The organism is Polaromonas sp. Polasp52, from assembly GCF_059491565.1.
Genome location: NZ_CP168513.1, coordinates 1,445,903 through 1,463,963, shown reverse-complemented (window position 1 = coordinate 1,463,963; position 18,061 = coordinate 1,445,903). Strand labels below are relative to the sequence as shown.

The following is an 18,061-nucleotide window of genomic DNA, read 5'->3' as shown; positions in this document are numbered from 1 at the left end:
GAAAGAAACACCATGGCTATTTCTTCGATCGAGTCCGTGCTGCAGCAAATGCGCGCGCTGGCCCAGGCTTCGGCCCCTTCAGCGGCGCAAGGCGGCGAGGCCGCTGGCGGCGGCTTCGCGGGCGAGCTCAAAAAATCGCTGGACCGCATCAGCGAGACCCAGCAGAACGCCTACAGCCAGGCCGAGGCCTTCGAGCTGGGCAAGCCCGGCGTGGCGCTCAACGACGTGATGGTCGACATGCAAAAGGCCAACATCGGTTTCCAGATGGGGCTGCAGGTGCGCAACCGCGTGGTCGCGGCCTACCAGGAAATCATGAACATGCCGGCGTGATGAGGGGCGGGCGCGAATTATTTTCGGCCACTCGCTAAAGGTTTGAATCGGCCCGGCCGATAAGCTGGACAACGGTGGCTTGCAGACTGTCATGGCAGGCAAGGCCAGCGTGACGGCAAGTTAGCCGGAGTCCACAACCTATGTAATCAGGAGTCCCTCATGGCCCAAGTCATCAATACCAACTCGCTTTCCCTGCTCACGCAGAACAACCTCAACAAGTCGCAGTCTTCGCTGAACACGGCCATCCAGCGCCTGTCCTCGGGCCTGCGCATCAACAGCGCCAAGGACGACGCGGCCGGCCAGGCCATCGCCAACCGCTTCACGGCCAACATCAAGGGCCTGGCTGTCGCGCAGCGCAATGCCAACGACGGCATCTCGCTGGCGCAGACGACTGAAGGCGCGCTGACCGAAATCAACAGCAACCTGCAGCGCATCCGCGAACTGGCCGTGCAGTCGGCCAACGGTTCCAACTCGGTGGCCGACAAGGCTTCGATCCAGGCTGAAATCACCCAGCGCCTGGAAGAAATCGACCGCACCTCGGCACAGACCGACTTCAACGGCGTGAAAGTGCTGGCCGCCAACAACAAGCTGAGCATCCAGGTCGGCGCGAACGACGGCGAAACCATCGACATCAACCTCAAGCAGATCGACTCCGCCAGCCTGAAGATGACCGGCTTCTCGGTCGCCAGCAACGCGCTGAACGTCAGCGCGGCAGCCCTCACGGTCGATCCAGGCGCCGGCGCACCCGTTGCCACCGACCTGAGCGCCGTCGCCACGGCCCTGACCGCAGCCACCGGCTCCACGGTCAACGCTGCCGACCTGTCCCTGCACAACGTGCTGACCGCCGCCGGCGCCCCCACGGCGAACTGGGTGGTCAAGAGCGGTGACGACTTCTACGCGGCTTCCGTGGCACCCGCCACCGGCGCCGTGACGCTGAACACGGCCACGGTGGATTTCACCGATCCCGCCAACGGCGTCGCGGCCGCCGTGACCCTGACGACCCAGCCCGTCAAGGTCGGCACCGATGCCGCCGGCACCGTGACCGCCTTCGTCTCCATCCAGGGCAAGAACTACGGCCTGGCCGGCATCCAGGCCGCGCTGACCGACACCGGCGCAGCCGGCAGCAACACGGTTGACGGCACCGACATCGTCCTGAGCGGCGCAACGCCCACGGCCGAATTCGCCGGCGCCGCCACCGGCAACGCGCTCAAGAAGATCGACGCCGCCCTGAAGGTGGTGGACGACCTGCGCGGCTCGCTGGGCGCGGTGCAAAACCGTTTTGACTCGGTGATCTCCAACCTGGGCACCACGGTGACCAACCTGTCTTCCTCGCGCTCGCGCATCGAAGACGCGGACTACGCAACCGAAGTGTCCAACATGACGCGCGCCAACATCCTGCAACAGGCCGGTACCTCCGTGCTGGCCCAGGCCAACCAGACGACCCAGGGCGTTCTGTCCCTGCTGCGTTAATCGCGCAAGGCGCGCCTTTTTCGGAAGGCGCGCCCTCGCCGTGTGCAAGCCAGGCGGCTTCGGCCGCCTGCGCTACGCACTCCCGCTTGGGGCACCAGGCGGGAGTGCCTAGCGATTTTCCGAGGAGAGCCCCGCATGACTATTTCCGCCAACGCCGCCAATGCCGCCACGACCGCGACGGCCGCCGCGTGGCGCGATGCCGCGCCGCTGCCGCCCGCCCCTTCAGCCCGCGCCGGCGCGGCCCGCGAGCTGCCGGCCGAACCCCCGCCCAAGGCGCAGCCCGAACGCGAACGCAGCGCACTGGCCGAGATCAACGAGTCCTTGCGCATGTCCTCCATCGGCGTGCAGTTCGAGTTCGACAAGGAGGCCGACACCATGGTCGTCAAGGTGGTCGACGTGGAAAGCGGCGAGCTGATCCGGCAGATGCCTTCGGAAGAGGTGGTGCGGATTTCGCGCGCGCTCGGCAAGCTACAGGGCCTGCTGGTCCACCAGGCCGTTTAGTGCCGCTCAAAAACCCTCCCGGCGTTGTTGCGTCGCCTTGCCGTGCTGCTGCACTGTCTGCGGCGACGCGCCTGGCCAGGGCCGCTTCGCTGGGTTTTGTGAGCAGCACTTTCATTCAAGAAGATTGAGGAATATTTCATGGCATCGATTTCAAGCCTGGGCGTCGGGTCCAACCTGAACCTGAACGACCTGCTCACCGACCTCACCAAGGCGGAAAGCCAGCCGCTGGTGCTGCTGCAAAAGCAGCAGATCAGCTACACCGCGAAGCTGTCGGCCTACGGCACGCTCAAAAACGCGCTCAGCACCCTGCAGACGGCGGCGGCCAAGCTGTCCGACGCCAATTTGTTCCAGGGCATCAAGGCCACTTCGAGCGCGAGCGACGTGCTCTCGGCCACGGGCCAGGCCTCGGCCACCCCCGGCATTTACACGGTGGACGTGAGCCGGCTGGCCAGCGCGCAGTCGCTGGCCGCGGCCGGTGTCTCCAGCACCAAGGCCGCGGTGGGCAAGGGTACCGTCACCATTGATTTCGGCAGCATCTCGGGCGGCACGTTCAGTGAGGCCAGCGGCACCTACAGCGGCGCGAGCTTCACGCCGGACGCCGCGCGCGCCGCGAAGTCCATCGTGATCGACGACAGCAATAACTCGCTGGAGGGCTTACGCGACGCGATCAACAAAAGCACCGACATCGGCGTGACGGCCAGCATCGTCAATGACGGCGGCGCTTCGCCCTACCGCCTGGTGCTGACCTCCAAGGAAACCGGCGAAGCTTCGAGCATGCGCATTTCCGTCGCCGGCGACGCCAGCCTGCAGGGCTTGCTCAACCACGACGCTTCGGGCGCGCAGGCCCTGCGGCAGACGGCGGCGGCCGGCAATGCGGCGCTCAAGGTCAACGGCATCCCGGTGACCTCCAAGACCAACACGGTGGTCGATGCCGCGCCCGGCGTGACCATGACGCTGGCGAAAACCGGCACCAGCACGCTGACGGTGAGCCGGGACACCTCGGCGGTGGAGGCGGCCATCACCGGCTTCGTCACGGCCTACAACAGCCTGCAGACCACGGCGGCGCAGCTGACCAAATACGACACCGAAAAACAGACCGGCGCGGCCCTGGTCGGCGACTCCACGCTGCGCACCATACAGACGCGCATACGCGCGGCGCTCAACACGCCGCAGGCCGGCGAGCTCAAGGTGCTGTCGCGGGTCGGCGTGAGCTTCCAGAAGGACGGCACCCTGGCCTTCGACGCGTCCAAGCTCAAGGCCGCGTTCGCGGACAAGCAGGGTGCGGTGGCCGAGCTGTTCGCCGGCAACGGAACGACGGGCGGCATCGGCAAGCAGGTGTCCTCGCTGCTGGACGGCTTCACCAGCAGCACCGGCATGATCAGCGCGGCCGCGACCGGCGTGGAGACCACGCTGAAGTCGCTGGACAGCCAGTACACCGCGACCCAGAGCCGGGTGGACGCGACGATCGCGCGCTACAAGGCGCAGTTCACCCAGCTGGACCTGCTGGTCTCGCGCATGAACTCCACCGCCAGCTACCTGACCCAGCAATTCGCCAACATGAGCTCGAGCAATTCGAGCAAATAAGCCAGCCGGCCGTTACTCCCGATGCACACCCAGCCCCACACCCAACCCTATAGCTACCACCCGGGCGCCAGCGCCTATGCCAAGGTCGGCACCGAGAGCGCGGCCATGAGCGCCTCGCCGCACCAGCTGATCACCATGCTGTTCGACGGCGCCAAGACGGCCATCGCGATGGCGCGCCACCATATGGCGAACAAGGACATCGGCGCCAAGGGCCAGGCCATTTCCAAGGCCATCAACATCGTCGACAACGGCCTGAAGGCCAGCCTGGACGCGGATGCCGCGGGCGCGGCCGGCGCCCAGCTGGTGGCGGACCTGTCGGCGTTTTACGCCTATGTCACGCAACGCCTGCTGTATGCCAACCTGCGCAACGACCCGGCGCTGCTGGACGAGGCCGACCGGCTGCTGGACAGCGTGAGCTCGGCCTGGCGCGAGATCGATCCGCAGCGGCCGCGGCCGCCGCAGGTGCCGGCCGCGCCCGCGGTGTCGCGTTTTTCCACGGGGGCTTGAGGCATGGGATCACAAAGTGAAGTGATGCACTGCTACGAGCAGATCGCCCCGCTGACCGAGCGCATGCTGGTGCTGGCGCGCGCCAAGCAGTGGGGCGAGCTGCCCCGGCTTGAAGGGCAGTGCAGCAGCATGGTGGAGCGCCTGAAGGACATAGAGCCGCTGAGCACGCTGGACGAGGCGCAGTCGGCGCGCAAATATGTGCTGCTGGGCCGCATCAGCGCCAACTCGAGTGAAATCGTCAATATGATCATGCCCCAGCTGTCCAAGCTGGTCGGCGTCATGAAAAGCCTGGACCGGCAGCGCAGCCTGCACAGGGCCTACGGCCAGCCGGACGACGCCTACCTGCCATGAGCGGCGTGACGCCTCTGGTGGACACCTTGCTGGCCACGCGGCTGGGGCAGCGCGTGGACCTGGTACCGCTGAAGGCGCAGGCTGAAATCGCCGGCCCGGGCGCCGTGGCGAATGTGCAGAAGGTGGACAACGACATCCGCCTGCCTTCGCGCGAGGCATTGCAGCGCGAGCTGGGCGTGGGTCTTGTCGCTCGCAGCGGCATCCCGGCAAGCCCGGCCCCTGCCAGGGCCGAAGCCGCCGTCACCCTGAGCGCCGCCGCGCGCACGGTCAGCGCGCTGCTGGAGCTCCCGGTGGGCAGCACGCCCGCCGTGCGCGGCCAGGCGGCGCTGCAGCCCGACATGCGGGCCTCCGCGGTGCCGGTGCTGGCGGCCGCGCTGGCGCGCACGGTGGCCGAATCCGGCCTTTTTTACGAATCGCATCTGCAGCAATTCACGGCCGGCCAGCGTACGCTGGCGCAGCTGGCACGCGAGCCGCAAGCCGGCCTGGCTTTGCCGGCCGCCGCTGCGCAGCAGGCGAATGTGAGCACCCCCTCACAGCTTGGTGCCGTCGGTTCCACGCTGGTCTCTCTCGCGTTGCTGCTGGAAGAGATGGCGGCGCTGCCGCCCGTCCCGCCTGTTTCACCTGCTACGCCCGATGCCGGGCCGGTGCTGCAAACTCGGGGCACGCTGGAAAAACCGGAAGCGGCCGCACCGCCGGCCACCTCTTTTTTGGCGGCGTCCTTGGGCAAAACCGGCCCGGCCGTGACCTACGGACCCAGCGGCTTGCCGGAGCCGGCGCCGCCCAGCCCGCACGATTTTTCGCTGCCCGAGGCCGACCTGCCCGTTTCCAGCGTTGCTTCCGTGGACAGCGCGCGCGCCGGCCATCCCGCGGCGGCGATACATCCCGACGCCCTGGGCCTGGTGCGCCAGCAGCTCGAGATGCTGGCGCAGCCGGTGTTCCGCTGGAGCGGCGAGGGCTGGCCCGGCGTTCCCATGGACTGGGAGATATGTCAGGAGCGCCAGGAGCCCGAGCCAGGCCGCGAGCGCCAGGCCGGCGAAGGCGGCGCGGAAACCGCGACCGCCGCCTGGGTCACGCGCATGACGCTCCAGTTGCCCCGGCTGGGAACGCTGGACGTGCGCCTGGGGCTTAACGGCGCGGCGCTGCAGCTGCGCCTGGACGCCTCGCGGGACGGCACGGCGGCCGTGCTCAAGCAGGCCGGCGACCAGCTGTCGCGGCGCCTGCAAGGCGTGGGGCTGGCGCTCACGGACTTGCGCTTAGGCGGCGCGGCCGGGATGGCCGATTCCGCAGATTTGGCGGATTCAGGGGGAAATGGCGATGCCTGACAGGTCGTCCGATGAGGGGGAAGCCGGCCGGACCGGCAGCCCGCGGGGCCCCCGCGCCGAAGCCGTGGCGCTGTCCCTGGGCGCCGCCGGCGAGGCGCCAACCGTGGTGGCCAAGGGCTATGGCGCGGTCGCCGAAGCCATTGTCCAGCGCGCAAAAGACAGCGGCCTCTACGTTCACGCCTCCCTGGAATTGGTGAAATTGTTAATGCATGTAGATCTGGATAGCAGAATTCCGCCAAATTTGTACCTCGCTGTTGCAGAAATGCTCACATGGGTCCATCAATTAGAAAACGAAGAAACGAGTACTTAAACACTAGTCAATCGATTTTCTATCAGCCTGAAATACCCATATTTTCATTAAATTCTTCGGTTCGTTACTAAATTTTCTTGTTTTGACGCTTAAATGTTACTTAATTGATAAATTTGATTTGTTCATGTAATTGTCAGTTTAATGTGTTAAAAATTGCAATTGAGGGGAAGTCGTACGACAAGCCGCTCAATCAATCTGTGACAGGTGACGAAATTGACTGTGATGGATGACTCGTTCACCGCTCTACATGCAAATTTTGAAAGAACAGGAACGCAACGTGATTGACACTGGTACCGCCAACGACATTGGCGACTTGAATTTGGCCTACCTGCTGCTCGCCAAGCGGCTGGTGACGGAGGACATTGCGCTGGCGATGTACCGGCTCGGCATGAGCCGGGAGCTGGCTGACCTGCTGGGCAGCCTGTCGCTTTCCCAGATTGTGAAATTGGCGGGCTCCAGCCTGCTGCTGTGCCGTTTCCGCTTCGACGACCATCCCATGCTGTCGGCGCTGACCCTGGAAGGCAAGAACCCGGCGCTGCAGCAGGCGCATGCCGCGATCCTGCTGTCGGGCCAGCAGCTTGAGGCGGTCCGGTGATGTCCCGCGTTTCGGCTTCAAGCCGCTTTTTGCCCGGAAACCGCCATGGCCGGTAAAAGCGTCATCGTGGAGGCCAGGGAAATCCACCTGGCCATGGACCTGATCAAGCTGGGCGCCCGCCTGCAGTTCCTGGAGGCCGAAACCAGCCTGAGCCGGGACCGGCTGATCAAGCTCTACAAGGAGCTCAAGGGGACCTCGCCGCCCAAGGGCCTGCTGCCCTTTTCCACGGACTGGTTCATGACCTGGCTGTCCAACATCCACTCGTCGATGTTCTACAACATCTACCGCTTCATGGTGGTCCACGGCGGCTGCACGCGCATCAACGCCATCATCAAGAGCTACCGCCTGTACATCGAGCAGGTGCAGCAGCAGGGCGGCGAGCCGGTGCTGGACTTCACGCGGGCCTGGACGCTGGTGCGTTTTTTCGACAGCGACATGCTGCAGCTGAGCACCTGCACGCGCTGCACGGGCCTGTTTGTCGCCCATGCCCATGACTCGCAGAGCAACTATGTGTGCGTGCTGTGCCGCCCGCCTTCGCGCGCCGGCAAGACCCGCCCCTCGGGCGCCAAGCGCGACGAGGCCGAAGGCGGCAGCCCCGCGGCCGCCGGCGGCACGCCCGCGATCTCCTCGTCGCAGTGGCTCGCCAATGTGATGAACAGTTCGCGCACCGCCTGAGGGCGGGGCGGCTTTTCTTTTTCAGATCCGCAGGAGAACCCCATGCTTGTCATCATCGGCTACCTTGTCGTCGTCGCCTCCGTCTTTGGCGGCTACGCCATGATGGGCGGGCATTTCGGGGTGCTGTACCAGCCGCTGGAGCTGCTCATCATCGGCGGGGCCGCCGTGGGCGCCTTCGTCGCGGGCAACGACGGCCGCACCATACGCGCCACCCTCAAGGAATTGCCCAAGCTGCTGGCCAGCTCGAAAAAACACGACAAGGCGCTCTACATGGAGCTGCTGGCCCTGCTCTACGTGCTGCTGTCCAAGGGCCGCAAGGACGGCATGATGGCGCTGGAGTCCGAGATCGACGACCCGCACAACAGCCCGCTGTTCGCGCCCTACACCGTGATCCTGGGTGACGCGCGGGTGCTGGAGTTCCTGACCGACTACCTGCGCCTGATCGTGAGCGGCAACACCGACCCCTTCGAGATCGAGCAGCTCATGGAGCACGAACTCGAAACCTACAAACACGAGGCGGAGGTCCCGGCCCACAGCCTGGCGCGCGTGGGTGACGCGCTGCCGGCCCTGGGCATCGTGGCGGCCGTGCTGGGCGTGGTGCACGCGCTGGCCTCGGCCGACCTGCCGCCGGCCGAGATGGGCCAGCTGATCGCGCATGCCATGGTCGGCACCTTCCTGGGCATCCTGCTGGCCTACGGTTTTGTGTCGCCGCTGGCCACGCTCATCGAGCACAAGGTGGCGGAGTCGCTCAAGGCCTACCAGTGCATCAAGGTCACGCTGATGGCCAGCCTCAACGGCTATGCGCCGCAGCTCGCGGTGGAGTTCGGCCGCAAGATTTTGTACTCGACCGAGCGGCCGTCCTTCACCGAGCTGGACGGCCATGTGCGCGAGGTCAAGGCGCGCTGAGGCGGCCGGCCAACGCAATCCGGCGACATTGCCATGAGCGAGACCGCGCGAAGAATCATCGTCATACGGCGCCCCGTGAAAGCGGCCGCCCACCATGGCGGCGCCTGGAAGATCGCCTTCGCCGATTTCATGACGGCCATGTTCGCCTTCTTCCTGGTGCTGTGGATTTTGAGCATCTCCTCGCCCAGGCAGCTCGAGGGCATCGCCGACCAGTTCAAGATGCCGCTGCGGGTCGCCCTGGCCGGGGGCAAAAAAAGCAGCACCAGCACCAACGTGATTCCCGGCGGCGGCGCCGACCCCAGCCATGCGGACGGCGAAGTCCGGCAGGCGGCCGCTGACAGCGGCAAGGACCCGGACGACGGCCAGCGCCTGGAAGCGCTCAAGGAGCGGCTGGACAACATGATCGAGTCCAGCCCGGTGCTCAGGCAGTTCCGGCCCCAGCTGCTGATCGACATCACGCCCGAGGGCTTGCGCATCCAGATCGTGGACAGCAACAACCGGCCCATGTTCGACCGCTCCAGCGCCGTGGTGGTGAGCTATATGCGCAGCATCCTGCGCGAGATAGGCCCGGTGCTCAACGAGCAGCCCAACAAGCTCACGCTGTCCGGCCACACCGACGCCACCGTGTACTCGCAGGGCGACAAGTCCTACAGCAACTGGGAGCTGTCGGCCGACCGGGCCAATGCCTCGCGGCGCGAGCTGGTGGCCGGCGGCATGCAGGACGGCAAGATCCTGCGCGTCATGGGCGTCTCGTCCAGCGTGCACCTGAACAACGACGATCCTTACGCGGCGGTCAACCGGCGCATCAGCATCCTGGTGCTCAACAAGCGCGCGCAGGCCGACATCGAAAACGGCAATGCCGCGACCGCCAGCGCGCCTTTCCTGGCGGCCGGCAAGGGCGCGCGGGCCGCCAACAGCGCCGGTGCCGGGATCAAGCCGGCCGGCGCGCCGCGGGCGCTGAACCCCGGCCCCGCCCAACCTGAAAGCCGGACCTGATGCACAAAAAAACCATCCTGGTGGTCGACGACTCGGCCGTGATGCGCCACCTTAATTCCGCCGTCCTCGAAGAGGGCGGCTACCAGGTGCTGCTGGCCGGCGACGGCCAGGCCGCGCTGGAGCGGATTGTGGACACCCCCGTGGACCTGGTGCTGACCGACTGGACCATGGTCCCCATGGACGGCTGCGAGCTCACGCGCCGGCTGCGCGCGCGGCCGGCCTCCGCGGCCCTGCCCATCCTGGTGCTCAGCACCCTGAGCAACGAGGCCAGCAAGGCCGACGCGCGGCAGGCCGGCGCCACCGGCTGGCTGTGCAAACCGATAGAGCCCGACACGCTGCTGGCCGTGGTGGGCAGCCTGATGAACCCGGCGCGGGCCTGAGGCCGGCGCGGCAGCCAACAAGAGAAACCTTTCCCCTATGGACATCACCCAGTTCTACCAGACATTTTTTGAAGAAGCCGACGAGTTGCTGGCCGAGATGGAACAGCTGTTCCTGGGCCTGGACCTGGAGGCGCCCGACGGCGAACACCTCAACGCGGTGTTTCGCGCCGCGCATTCCATCAAGGGCGGTGCGGCCACCTTCGGTTTTGTCGCGCTGACCGACACCACCCACCTGCTGGAAAACCTGCTGGACCGGGCGCGCCACGGCGAGCTCAAACTCAATACCAAGATGATGGATGCCTTTCTGGAGACCAAGGACGTGTTGCAAAAACAATTGAGCGCCTACAGGGCCGGCACCGAGCCCGAAGCCGGCATGGTGGCCGAGATCTGCGCGGTGCTGCAGCAGCTCGCGCTGGAAGCCGGTGGAACGCCGCCCGCGCCGCCCGCTGTGGCCGCGCCGCCGGCGCCGGCACCCGTGGCCCAGCCGCAGGCAGAGCCCGTGGCTGCGGCCGAGCGGACCCTGAAGGTGCGCTTTTCCAAGGTGTCGGAGAACGACTGCAAGCTGCTCAGCGAGGAGATGGCCAACCTGGGCCAGGTGACGGCGCAGACCCAGGAAGAAGGCAGCCTGACGATCTGGCTCAAGACCGGCTGCGACGGCAACGACGTGATCGCGGTCTGCTGTTTCATCATCGAGGCCGAGCAGATCGATATCCGCGAGGAGGGCGCGCCCGCCGCGCCAGCCCAGCCGGTGGAGGCGCAGCAAGTTGAAGCGGCCGCGCCGCAGCCTGCAAGCCAGTCCGCGCCCGCCGCCGCAAACGCGCCGGCCACCGCCGCCGTGCAGAACAAGGAATCGAGCTCGATACGCGTGGACGTCGAAAAAGTCGACCAGATCATCAACCTGGTCGGCGAGCTGGTGATCACCCAGTCCATGCTGACGCAGACCGCTTCCCTGCTGGACCCGGTGGTGCATGAGCGCCTGCTCAGCGGCATGGGCCACCTGGAGCGCAATGCGCGCGACCTGCAGGAGTCCGTCATGTCCATACGCATGATGCCCATGGACTATGTGTTCAGCCGCTTCCCGCGCCTGATCCGCGACCTCTCGGCCAAGCTCGGCAAGCAGGTGCAGCTGGTCACGGTCGGCAAGGAAACCGAACTCGACAAAAGCCTGATCGAGCGCATCATCGACCCCATCACCCACCTGGTGCGCAACAGCCTGGACCACGGCATCGAAGGCCCGGAGCGCCGCGCCTATGCCGGCAAGGACCCGGTGGGCCGGCTGACGCTGTCGGCCCAGCACCAGGGCGGCAGCATCGTGATCGAGGTCAAGGACGACGGCGGCGGCCTGGTGCGCGAAAAAATCCTGGCCAAGGCGCTGCAGCAGGGCATGCCTGTCAGCGAATCCATGCCGGACGAGGACGTCTGGCAGCTGATCTTCGCGCCGGGTTTTTCCACGGCCGAAGCGGTCACCGACGTGTCGGGCCGCGGCGTCGGCATGGACGTGGTCAAGCGCAACATCCATGAAATGGGCGGCCATGTGGAGATCGCCTCCGTCCAGGGCAAGGGCACGACGATTCGCATCGTGCTGCCGCTGACGCTGGCCATCCTCAATGGCATGTCGGTCAAGGTCGGCGAGGAGGTCTACATCCTGCCGCTGAACTACGTCATCGAGTCGCTGCAGCCGCTGGACAAGGACGTGCACTCCATCACCGCCGACGAGCACGTCATGCATGTGCGCGGCGAATACCTGGCGCTGCTGGAGCTGCACAAACTCTTCGACGTGGCCGGCGCGGTGCGTGTGCCCACCCAGGGCATCGCTGTCATCGTGCAGGCCGAGGGCACGCGCTTTGCGCTGCTGGTCGACCAGCTCGTGGGCCAGCACCAGGTCGTGGTGAAAAACCTGGAGACCAATTACCGCAAGGTGCCCGGCATTTCGGGCGCGACCATCCTGGGCGACGGCAATGTCGCGCTCATCATCGACGTGGCGGCCGTGCAGCGCGCCAACCGCGACAAGGCGGCCCAGCGCGGCCAGGCGCGCCCGGCGCTGGTGGCGGCAGCGGCGGCCGCCGCGTCGCGCGCGCTGGAGGTGGCGATGGCGGCCTGAAGCCCCCGGTGGTGCCCGGGCCACGCCGGGCGCCGGGATGGTCAAATTTTGGGCATCCGGCGGCGCGCCAGTGCCGGCGCGGCTCCGCGGGCCTGTGCAAAGGTTTATCCACAGGGTAGCCCACAGCAACTGAGGGTAAGTTTTGTGTGCCGTGGGGCGGCCGCCGCAGGCGCGCCAGGCGGGACCGGCCACGGTTTTGTATGCCTGTGTATCCGCGCCGGCCGCGGATACAGCCGCATGCCATGAGGCGGTGCGGGCGACACAGCGCGGATACGCAAGGGCGGTTCAATCACGGGGTGCCCACTCCTGAACCCGCCCGACCATGAGCTTTCTCATCCTTGCCTTTGCCGCCGGTGTGCTGACCATCGTCAGCCCCTGCATTCTTCCGGTCCTGCCTTTTGTGCTGGCGCGCGCCGGCAAGCCCTTTCTGCGCAACGGCCTGCCCATGCTGCTGGGCATGGCCCTGGCCTTTACCGCGGTGGCCACGCTGGCCGCCGTGGGCGGCGGCTGGGCGGTGCAGGCCAATGAATACGGGCGCATCGCGGCGCTGGGACTGCTGGCCGTGTTTGCGCTGACCTTGCTGTTTCCGCAACTGGCCGACCGGCTGGCCCGGCCGCTGGTGGCGCTGGGCGCGCGCATCGCCTCTTCCGGTGAAGGCGGCGAAGGCGGGAACCCTTCGCTGCTGTCTTCGCTGGTGCTGGGCGTGGCCACCGGTTTGCTGTGGGCGCCCTGCGCGGGGCCGGTGCTGGGCCTGATCCTTACCGGCGCCGCCATCCAGGGCGCGAACGCGGGCACATCCTTGCTGCTGTTGGCCTATGCGGGCGGCGCGGCGACTTCACTGGCGCTGTCGCTGCTGGTGGGTGGGCGCGTGTATGCGCTGCTGCGCCGTTCGCTGGGTGTGAGCCAGTGGGCCAGGCGCACCATGGGCGCGGCAGTGCTGGCCGGTGTGGCGCTGATCGCCACGGGGCTGGACACGGGGCTCTTGAGCCAGCTGTCGCTGGGCAGCACCTCAAGGATTGAACAAACGCTGATCAATGTCTTTCAGGCGCAGGTGCCGCGCGATGGGCAAATGACGGTGGCCGATGCCATCCCGCTCCCCGCCGCAAAAGCCGAAGCTGCGCCCGTACCTGCATCCATACCCACAGCCTGGCAGGACAGCACCTTTGCGCCGCTGGCCGGCGCCACCGGCTGGATCAACACGGCGCCGCTGGCCGGCGCGGACCTGCGCGGCAAGGTGGTGCTGGTCGATTTCTGGACTTACTCGTGCATCAACTGCCTGCGCACGCTGCCCTATATCCGCGCCTGGGCCGACAAATACCGGGAGGCCGGCCTGGTCGTGCTCGGTGTGCACTCGCCGGAGTTCGCGTTTGAAAAAAACGAGGGCAATGTACGCAGGGCCGTCAAGGACCTGGGCATCCAATACCCCGTGGCCATCGACAGCCGGCATGCGATCTGGCGCGGCTTCGACAACCAGGCCTGGCCGGCGCTGTATTTTGTCGATGCCCAGGGCAGGGTGCGCCACCAGGTGTTTGGCGAAGGGCAGTACGAGGCCTCCGAACGCCTGATCCAGAAACTGCTGGCCGAAAAAAACGGCCAGGGCGTGCGTGACGCCGGCCTGGTGGCCGTGCGGGGCGAGGGCGTGCAGGCCGCACCCGGCGAGCGGGTGCTGTCGGGCGAAACCTATGTGGGCCATGAGCGCGCGGTCAACTTTGTACCCGCCGGCGGCCTGCGGGCCGACCGCGCGCATCGCTACGAAGCGGCCGCGAGCGTGGCGCTGAACCACTGGACCTTGGGTGGGCAATGGCTGGTGGAAGCCGAACGCGCCGTCGCGCTACAGGCCGGCGCGCGACTGGCTTACCGCTTTCGCGCACGCGACCTGCACCTGGTGCTGGGCCGCGATGCCGGCGCGGCGCCGGTACGCTTTCGTGTGCTTGTCGACGGCAAGCCGCCGGCCCAAAGCCACGGCAGCGACATCGCGGCGGACGGCAGCGGCGTGATTGACGCGCACCGGCTCTACCAGCTGGTCAGGCTGCCGGCCTCGGCCGGCGACCATTTGTTCGAGATCGAGTTCCTGGACCCTGGTGCGCAGGTGTATGCCTTCACCTTTGGCTGAACATCATGAAAAAACTCTGGATGGCCTTGACGTTTTTGGTGGGCGGCTTTGCGCATGAGTTGCGCAACCCGATTAACTGTGAATGCATCAGTTCCTGCTCGGCGGTGGTCTGGCGCACGGGTCGCAGGCAGGGCTGAGCGCCGCCAGCCCCCATCCCCACCATCCCCCAGCGGGGGAAGGAGCAATTCACCTGCACTCTTGCGCCCTCCCCCGCAGGGCGAGGGCGGGGTGGGGGCCAGCGGACTTCAGAACACCGGGCGGGAGATTTGTACCGCAGTGTGTCCAGCAGCCTTGCGCGTACAGAACATTGCGTTGCCGAGATATCGCCGACAAACCGGCGCCTTGTAATTCATCTGTGCTTCGCGAACGCCAGGGGCGCTCTTCCCGACGCATCTTTTTTTAACCCTCCATAAGGAAACACCATGACAGCCATCAACCTTCTCGACAAAGTCCTGTACACCGGCAGGACCCACACCACCGGCGGGCGCAACGGGGAATCCCGCAGCGCCGACGGCCGCCTGGACATCAAGCTCTCCCCACCCGGCAGCGCCGGCCAGGGCACCAACCCCGAGCAGTTGTTCGCGGCCGGCTGGTCGGCCTGCTTTATAGGCGCCATGGGCCGTGCCGCCGCCGCGCAAAAAGTCAGCCTGCCGGCCGGCGTGGCCGTCGATGCCGAGGTGGACCTGGGTACGGCCGGCGAGGCCTTCTTCCTGCAGGCACGCCTGAACGTCCTCCTTCCGGGCCTGGACAGCGCGACGGCGCGCGCCATCGTGGATGCGGCCCACCAGCTGTGCCCTTACTCCAAGGCCACGCGCGGCAATATCGATGTGGAGATCAACCTGGTCTAAGAGCCGCTCTAAGCCTGCAGACCGCGCACGGCCAAGCCGGCCTGCCCGAGTGATCGGGCAGGTCGGCTTTTTTGATGTCAGGGTTCAGCGGGCGAAGAAGCGGGCAGCACCAGCCTCGCCGCCAGCCCGCCGCCACTGCGGTTGGCCAGGCTCAGGCGGGCACCTATGGATGCGGCCAGCTGCTGCGCGATGGCCAGGCCCAGGCCGGTGCCGCCGGTATCGCGGTTCCTGGAGCTTTCCACGCGGTAAAAGGGCTGCAGCACCGCCTCGAGTTCGGCTTCGGGAATGCCGGGCCCGCGGTCCAGCACCGAGATCTCTATGGCCTGGCCGGCATTGACCTGCACGGCCAGCTCGACCTCCTTGCCGAACTTGAGCGCGTTGTCGCTGAGGTTGCTCAGGATGCGGCGCAGTGCCAGCGGCCGGCTCATCACGGGGCTGCCGACCCGCCCGCTCACCGTGACTTGCTTGCCGGCGTCCTCGTAGTCGCAGCGCAAGGTGTCCAGCAGGGCGTCGAGGTCCACCCTGCGCGGCGCCTCGTCGGCGCCGTGCAGGCTGCGCGCATAGGCCAGCGCCTCGCGCACCAGGGCCACCATTTCATCAAGGTCGTGCTGCAGCTTGCCGCGCTGTTCTTCGTCGTCCATCAGGTCGGTGCGCAGCCGCATGCGCGTGATGGGCGTCTGCAGGTCGTGCGAAATGGCGGCCAGGATTTGCGTGCGCTCGGCCAGGTAGCCGGCGATGCGCCGCTGCATGGCGTTGAAGGCGCTGGAGGCGCGCGCCACCTCGGTCGGCCCGCCTTCGGGCAGCGCCGTGCCCTTGAGGTCGGGGCCCAGCGCGTCGGCCGCATGGGCCAGGCGCCGCAGCGGCTGGGTCGCGATGCGCACCGCAAAAAAAGCGCAGACGGCCAGCAGCGACAGCTGCAGCAGCAGCAGCGCCGGCAGCCAGGGCGAGATCGGCGTGGCCGCGGCCCAGAGGTTGATGGTCACCGGCGAACCGTCGCTCAGAAGCAGGTGGATGTGCACACGCTTGGAGTCGCCGGGAATCGCATTGACCGTGACCTGGTAGCGCTTGTCCACCGCGTGGGCGATCGATGCGCTGACGCGTGCCACGATCTCGTTGTCGCCGCCCTGCTCGGTGATGCCGCCGTCCAGCTGGTAGCGGTAGTTCTTGCGGTCTATCAGCGGCAGCCAGTTGGGGCGCTCGGCCGCAGGCACGCGGTCCAGGATGGCGACGGAACTCGTGATGTCTTTTTCGAGGTTGTCCAGCATCAGGTCGCGGCCCACCAGGCCGCGCTCATACATCACCAGCAGGTAGGACATGGCCTGGGCCGCCAGTATGCCCAGCAGCAGGATCAGCATCAGCCGCGCGAACAGGCTGTGCGGCCAGCGCCGGCGGGCCTCGGTCATGCGGCCTCCGGCCGGCCCTGCACCGCGGCGCTGAACACATAACCCTCGCTGCGCACCGTCTTGATGTAGCGCGGCTCGCGCGCCCCGTCGCCCAGGCGCTGGCGCAGCCGGCTCACCAGCAGGTCGATGGAGCGCTCGAACAATTCGGCGTCGCGCCCCTGCGTGAGGTTGAGCAGCTGGTCGCGATTCAGCACGCGCTGCGGGTGGTCCAGGAAGACGCGCAGCAGCCGGTACTCGGCGCCGCTGAGCGGCACCAGCGTGCCGCTGGCGTCCAGCAGGTGGCGGCCCGTGGTGTCGAGCTGCCAGTCGCCAAAGCTCAGCAGGTGTGAGCTTTCCTCCACCTGCAGATTCGGCGGCAGCATGCGCGTGCGGCGCAGCACCGAGCGTATGCGCGCCAGCAGCTCGCGCGCCGCGAAAGGCTTGGCCAGGTAGTCGTCGGCGCCCATCTCCAGGCCCAGGATGCGGTCGGCCTCCTCGTTGCGCGCGGTCAGCATCAATATGGGAATGGTCTTGTGCTTGCCGGCGCGCAGGTCGCGGCACAGCGTGAGGCCGTCCTCGCCGGGCAGCATCAGGTCCAGCACGATGAGGTCCACGGCCGCGTTCTCCAGCGCGGCGCGCATGTGCCGGCCCGACTCCACCTTGGTCACGCGCAGGCCGTTTTTCTCGAGGTAGCTGCCCAGCAGCTCCCGGATCTCGCGGTCGTCGTCAACTATGAGGATATGGTCTGGCTGCTGCTGCATGGCTGTCCTGGAGAAATGCGTGACCCCGGCATTTTGCGCCAGGCCCGGGGCAGGGCGGGCTTATTGAGCCAGGAGCGCTTGTATGGTTTTTTCGGTCTCAGCGTAACGCCCCTCGCCGAAGTGGCTGTAGACAATCATGCCCTTCTTGTCGACCAGGTAAATGGCGGGCCAGTAGTTGTTGCTGAAGGCGCGCCAGGTGGCATAGCTGTTGTCCTGCGCCACGGCATGCTGTATGCCCAGGCGCTCCATCGCGGCCTTGACGTTCTTCGTCGATTTTTCATACGCGAACTCCGGCGTGTGCACACCCACCGTCACCAGGCCCTGGCTTTTGTACTTCTCATGCCAGGACTTTACGGCCGGCAGGTGGTTCAGGCAGTTGATGCAGGTATAGGTCCAGAAATCGACCAGCACCACCCTGCCCTGAAGGTCGGCCATGCGCAGCGGCGCCGAATTGAGCCAGGTCTCTATGCCCGCGAACTCAGGTGCGGCCGTGGGCGCGCGGCCCAGCGAAAAAAAAGCCGAGGCATCAGGCATGGCAAAGGCGGCGGCTGTGGCGGCGGCAGCGGTGGCCAGGAATTGGCGGCGAGCGGTCATGGTCGGGTCCTTGTGGTGAGGGGATGAAACGCGGCATTGGAAGAATCCAGCTGCCCATGCAGGCATTGGAAGGCCGCGAGGTATCCCGGGTGTGTCCTGCCTGGGCCGGTGCGTATGGCCGGGTATCGCAGGAGTGCGTGGACACAGTGGCATACAAAAAACCGCTCACCCACCCGGTTGCGCTGTATTTTGCTGAGCCCTCTTACTAATTAAGTGTGGTTTCCCGATAAAACCAACACCAACCGCTCGGAAAAAGACGAAGTTACAGCTTTCTTGTTACTAAAAAATTACACTTGCTTGCATGTCCGGCAAAGGGCCCGGCAATAAAAAAACGG

Annotated in this window: 20 protein-coding genes; 17 read left to right on the top strand and 3 right to left on the bottom strand. The window is 66.5% G+C overall.

The features are described from left to right. The first annotated feature begins 12 nt into the window (after positions 1-12). From fliE to ACEN9P_RS06745, 17 genes are all read left to right on the top strand, one after another. On the top strand, positions 13-330 hold the full coding sequence (fliE, locus tag ACEN9P_RS06825) for a flagellar hook-basal body complex protein FliE (protein WP_477660940.1): 318 nt from the start codon (positions 13-15) through the stop codon (positions 328-330). A gap of 159 nt (positions 331-489) precedes the next feature. Next, positions 490-1,800 carry a FliC/FljB family flagellin gene (locus ACEN9P_RS06820; RefSeq protein WP_477660941.1) on the top strand — a complete coding sequence of 437 codons (1,311 nt, stop codon included), beginning with the start codon at positions 490-492 and terminating at the stop codon, positions 1,798-1,800. 135 nt (positions 1,801-1,935) lie between these two features. Beyond that, complete coding sequence (locus tag ACEN9P_RS06815) at positions 1,936-2,301, top strand: flagellar protein FlaG (protein WP_477660942.1); 366 nt, start codon at positions 1,936-1,938, stop codon at positions 2,299-2,301. Positions 2,302-2,439: 138 nt separating this feature from the next. Beyond that, positions 2,440-3,885: a flagellar filament capping protein FliD gene (gene fliD, locus ACEN9P_RS06810; RefSeq protein WP_495621470.1), complete on the top strand. Its 1,446-nt coding sequence runs from the start codon at positions 2,440-2,442 to the stop codon at positions 3,883-3,885. A 21-nt stretch (positions 3,886-3,906) separates the two neighbouring features. Then, positions 3,907-4,392 (top strand): flagellar export chaperone FliS, encoded by a 486-nt coding sequence (fliS, locus tag ACEN9P_RS06805; protein ID WP_477660944.1) that lies wholly within the window; start codon positions 3,907-3,909, stop codon positions 4,390-4,392. Positions 4,393-4,395: 3 nt separating this feature from the next. After that, complete coding sequence (locus tag ACEN9P_RS06800; protein WP_477660945.1) at positions 4,396-4,743, top strand: flagellar protein FliT; 348 nt, start codon at positions 4,396-4,398, stop codon at positions 4,741-4,743. Further along, the gene (fliK, locus tag ACEN9P_RS06795) at positions 4,740-6,065 is read left to right on the top strand and encodes a flagellar hook-length control protein FliK (RefSeq protein ID WP_495621469.1); all 1,326 of its coding nucleotides are present in this window, start codon (positions 4,740-4,742) and stop codon (positions 6,063-6,065) included. The genes ACEN9P_RS06800 and fliK overlap by 4 nt, the downstream gene beginning before the upstream one ends. Further along, positions 6,058-6,375 carry an EscU/YscU/HrcU family type III secretion system export apparatus switch protein gene (locus tag ACEN9P_RS06790; RefSeq protein WP_495622147.1) on the top strand — a complete coding sequence of 106 codons (318 nt, stop codon included), beginning with the start codon at positions 6,058-6,060 and terminating at the stop codon, positions 6,373-6,375. Before fliK ends, ACEN9P_RS06790 begins: the two co-directional genes overlap by 8 nt. 277 nt (positions 6,376-6,652) lie before the next feature. Beyond that, positions 6,653-6,970, top strand: a complete 318-nt coding sequence (gene flhD, locus ACEN9P_RS06785; RefSeq protein ID WP_036836995.1) for a flagellar transcriptional regulator FlhD — start codon at positions 6,653-6,655, stop codon at positions 6,968-6,970. Between the two features lie 45 nt (positions 6,971-7,015). Beyond that, a complete protein-coding gene (gene flhC, locus ACEN9P_RS06780) occupies positions 7,016-7,645 on the top strand; it encodes a flagellar transcriptional regulator FlhC (protein ID WP_074577821.1) in 630 nt (209 codons plus the stop codon). 42 nt (positions 7,646-7,687) lie between these two features. Beyond that, positions 7,688-8,551 (top strand): flagellar motor stator protein MotA, encoded by an 864-nt coding sequence (motA, locus tag ACEN9P_RS06775; RefSeq protein ID WP_074577822.1) that lies wholly within the window; start codon positions 7,688-7,690, stop codon positions 8,549-8,551. Positions 8,552-8,584: 33 nt separating this feature from the next. Next, positions 8,585-9,547 carry a flagellar motor protein MotB gene (gene motB / locus ACEN9P_RS06770; RefSeq protein WP_495621468.1) on the top strand — a complete coding sequence of 321 codons (963 nt, stop codon included), beginning with the start codon at positions 8,585-8,587 and terminating at the stop codon, positions 9,545-9,547. Further along, positions 9,547-9,927, top strand: coding sequence for a response regulator (locus tag ACEN9P_RS06765; RefSeq protein ID WP_477660948.1), 381 nt, complete (start codon positions 9,547-9,549; stop codon positions 9,925-9,927). The genes motB and ACEN9P_RS06765 overlap by 1 nt, the downstream gene beginning before the upstream one ends. A gap of 37 nt (positions 9,928-9,964) precedes the next feature. Further along, positions 9,965-12,028, top strand: a complete 2,064-nt coding sequence (cheA, locus tag ACEN9P_RS06760; protein ID WP_495621467.1) for a chemotaxis protein CheA — start codon at positions 9,965-9,967, stop codon at positions 12,026-12,028. Positions 12,029-12,350: 322 nt separating this feature from the next. Beyond that, positions 12,351-14,141, top strand: a complete 1,791-nt coding sequence (locus ACEN9P_RS06755) for a cytochrome c biogenesis protein DipZ (RefSeq protein ID WP_495621466.1) — start codon at positions 12,351-12,353, stop codon at positions 14,139-14,141. Positions 14,142-14,146: 5 nt separating this feature from the next. After that, complete coding sequence (locus ACEN9P_RS06750; protein ID WP_495621465.1) at positions 14,147-14,278, top strand: hypothetical protein; 132 nt, start codon at positions 14,147-14,149, stop codon at positions 14,276-14,278. A gap of 285 nt (positions 14,279-14,563) precedes the next feature. After that, positions 14,564-14,989: an organic hydroperoxide resistance protein gene (locus tag ACEN9P_RS06745; protein WP_477714149.1), complete on the top strand. Its 426-nt coding sequence runs from the start codon at positions 14,564-14,566 to the stop codon at positions 14,987-14,989. A 77-nt stretch (positions 14,990-15,066) separates the two neighbouring features. Here the strand turns inward: ACEN9P_RS06745 and ACEN9P_RS06740 are convergent, their stop codons facing one another. From ACEN9P_RS06740 to ACEN9P_RS06730, 3 genes are read right to left on the bottom strand one after another with little or no spacing between them, the layout of a single operon-like run. Continuing rightward, positions 15,067-16,392: an ATP-binding protein gene (locus ACEN9P_RS06740; protein WP_495621464.1), complete on the bottom strand. Its 1,326-nt coding sequence runs from the start codon at positions 16,390-16,392 to the stop codon at positions 15,067-15,069. Continuing rightward, a complete protein-coding gene (locus ACEN9P_RS06735; protein WP_477714151.1) occupies positions 16,389-17,132 on the bottom strand; it encodes a response regulator in 744 nt (247 codons plus the stop codon). The genes ACEN9P_RS06740 and ACEN9P_RS06735 overlap by 4 nt, the downstream gene beginning before the upstream one ends. Before the next feature lie 60 nt (positions 17,133-17,192). Next, positions 17,193-17,726, bottom strand: coding sequence for a thioredoxin family protein (locus ACEN9P_RS06730; RefSeq protein WP_495621463.1), 534 nt, complete (start codon positions 17,724-17,726; stop codon positions 17,193-17,195). Between the last annotated feature and the right edge of the window lie 335 nt (positions 17,727-18,061).

Coding starts and splice junctions, on each gene's coding strand:
- ACEN9P_RS06765 (WP_477660948.1), top strand. CDS start 9,547: ATGCACAAAAAAACCATCCTGGTGGTCGACGACTCGGCCGTGATGCGC.
- fliD (WP_495621470.1), top strand. CDS start 2,440: ATGGCATCGATTTCAAGCCTGGGCGTCGGGTCCAACCTGAACCTGAAC.
- motB (WP_495621468.1), top strand. CDS start 8,585: ATGAGCGAGACCGCGCGAAGAATCATCGTCATACGGCGCCCCGTGAAA.
- cheA (WP_495621467.1), top strand. CDS start 9,965: ATGGACATCACCCAGTTCTACCAGACATTTTTTGAAGAAGCCGACGAG.
- ACEN9P_RS06750 (WP_495621465.1), top strand. CDS start 14,147: ATGAAAAAACTCTGGATGGCCTTGACGTTTTTGGTGGGCGGCTTTGCG.
- ACEN9P_RS06745 (WP_477714149.1), top strand. CDS start 14,564: ATGACAGCCATCAACCTTCTCGACAAAGTCCTGTACACCGGCAGGACC.
- ACEN9P_RS06755 (WP_495621466.1), top strand. CDS start 12,351: ATGAGCTTTCTCATCCTTGCCTTTGCCGCCGGTGTGCTGACCATCGTC.
- ACEN9P_RS06735 (WP_477714151.1), bottom strand. CDS start 17,132: ATGCAGCAGCAGCCAGACCATATCCTCATAGTTGACGACGACCGCGAG.
- ACEN9P_RS06815 (WP_477660942.1), top strand. CDS start 1,936: ATGACTATTTCCGCCAACGCCGCCAATGCCGCCACGACCGCGACGGCC.
- fliS (WP_477660944.1), top strand. CDS start 3,907: ATGCACACCCAGCCCCACACCCAACCCTATAGCTACCACCCGGGCGCC.
- ACEN9P_RS06740 (WP_495621464.1), bottom strand. CDS start 16,392: ATGACCGAGGCCCGCCGGCGCTGGCCGCACAGCCTGTTCGCGCGGCTG.
- fliE (WP_477660940.1), top strand. CDS start 13: ATGGCTATTTCTTCGATCGAGTCCGTGCTGCAGCAAATGCGCGCGCTG.
- ACEN9P_RS06730 (WP_495621463.1), bottom strand. CDS start 17,726: ATGACCGCTCGCCGCCAATTCCTGGCCACCGCTGCCGCCGCCACAGCC.
- motA (WP_074577822.1), top strand. CDS start 7,688: ATGCTTGTCATCATCGGCTACCTTGTCGTCGTCGCCTCCGTCTTTGGC.
- ACEN9P_RS06800 (WP_477660945.1), top strand. CDS start 4,396: ATGGGATCACAAAGTGAAGTGATGCACTGCTACGAGCAGATCGCCCCG.
- flhC (WP_074577821.1), top strand. CDS start 7,016: ATGGCCGGTAAAAGCGTCATCGTGGAGGCCAGGGAAATCCACCTGGCC.
- ACEN9P_RS06790 (WP_495622147.1), top strand. CDS start 6,058: ATGCCTGACAGGTCGTCCGATGAGGGGGAAGCCGGCCGGACCGGCAGC.
- fliK (WP_495621469.1), top strand. CDS start 4,740: ATGAGCGGCGTGACGCCTCTGGTGGACACCTTGCTGGCCACGCGGCTG.
- ACEN9P_RS06820 (WP_477660941.1), top strand. CDS start 490: ATGGCCCAAGTCATCAATACCAACTCGCTTTCCCTGCTCACGCAGAAC.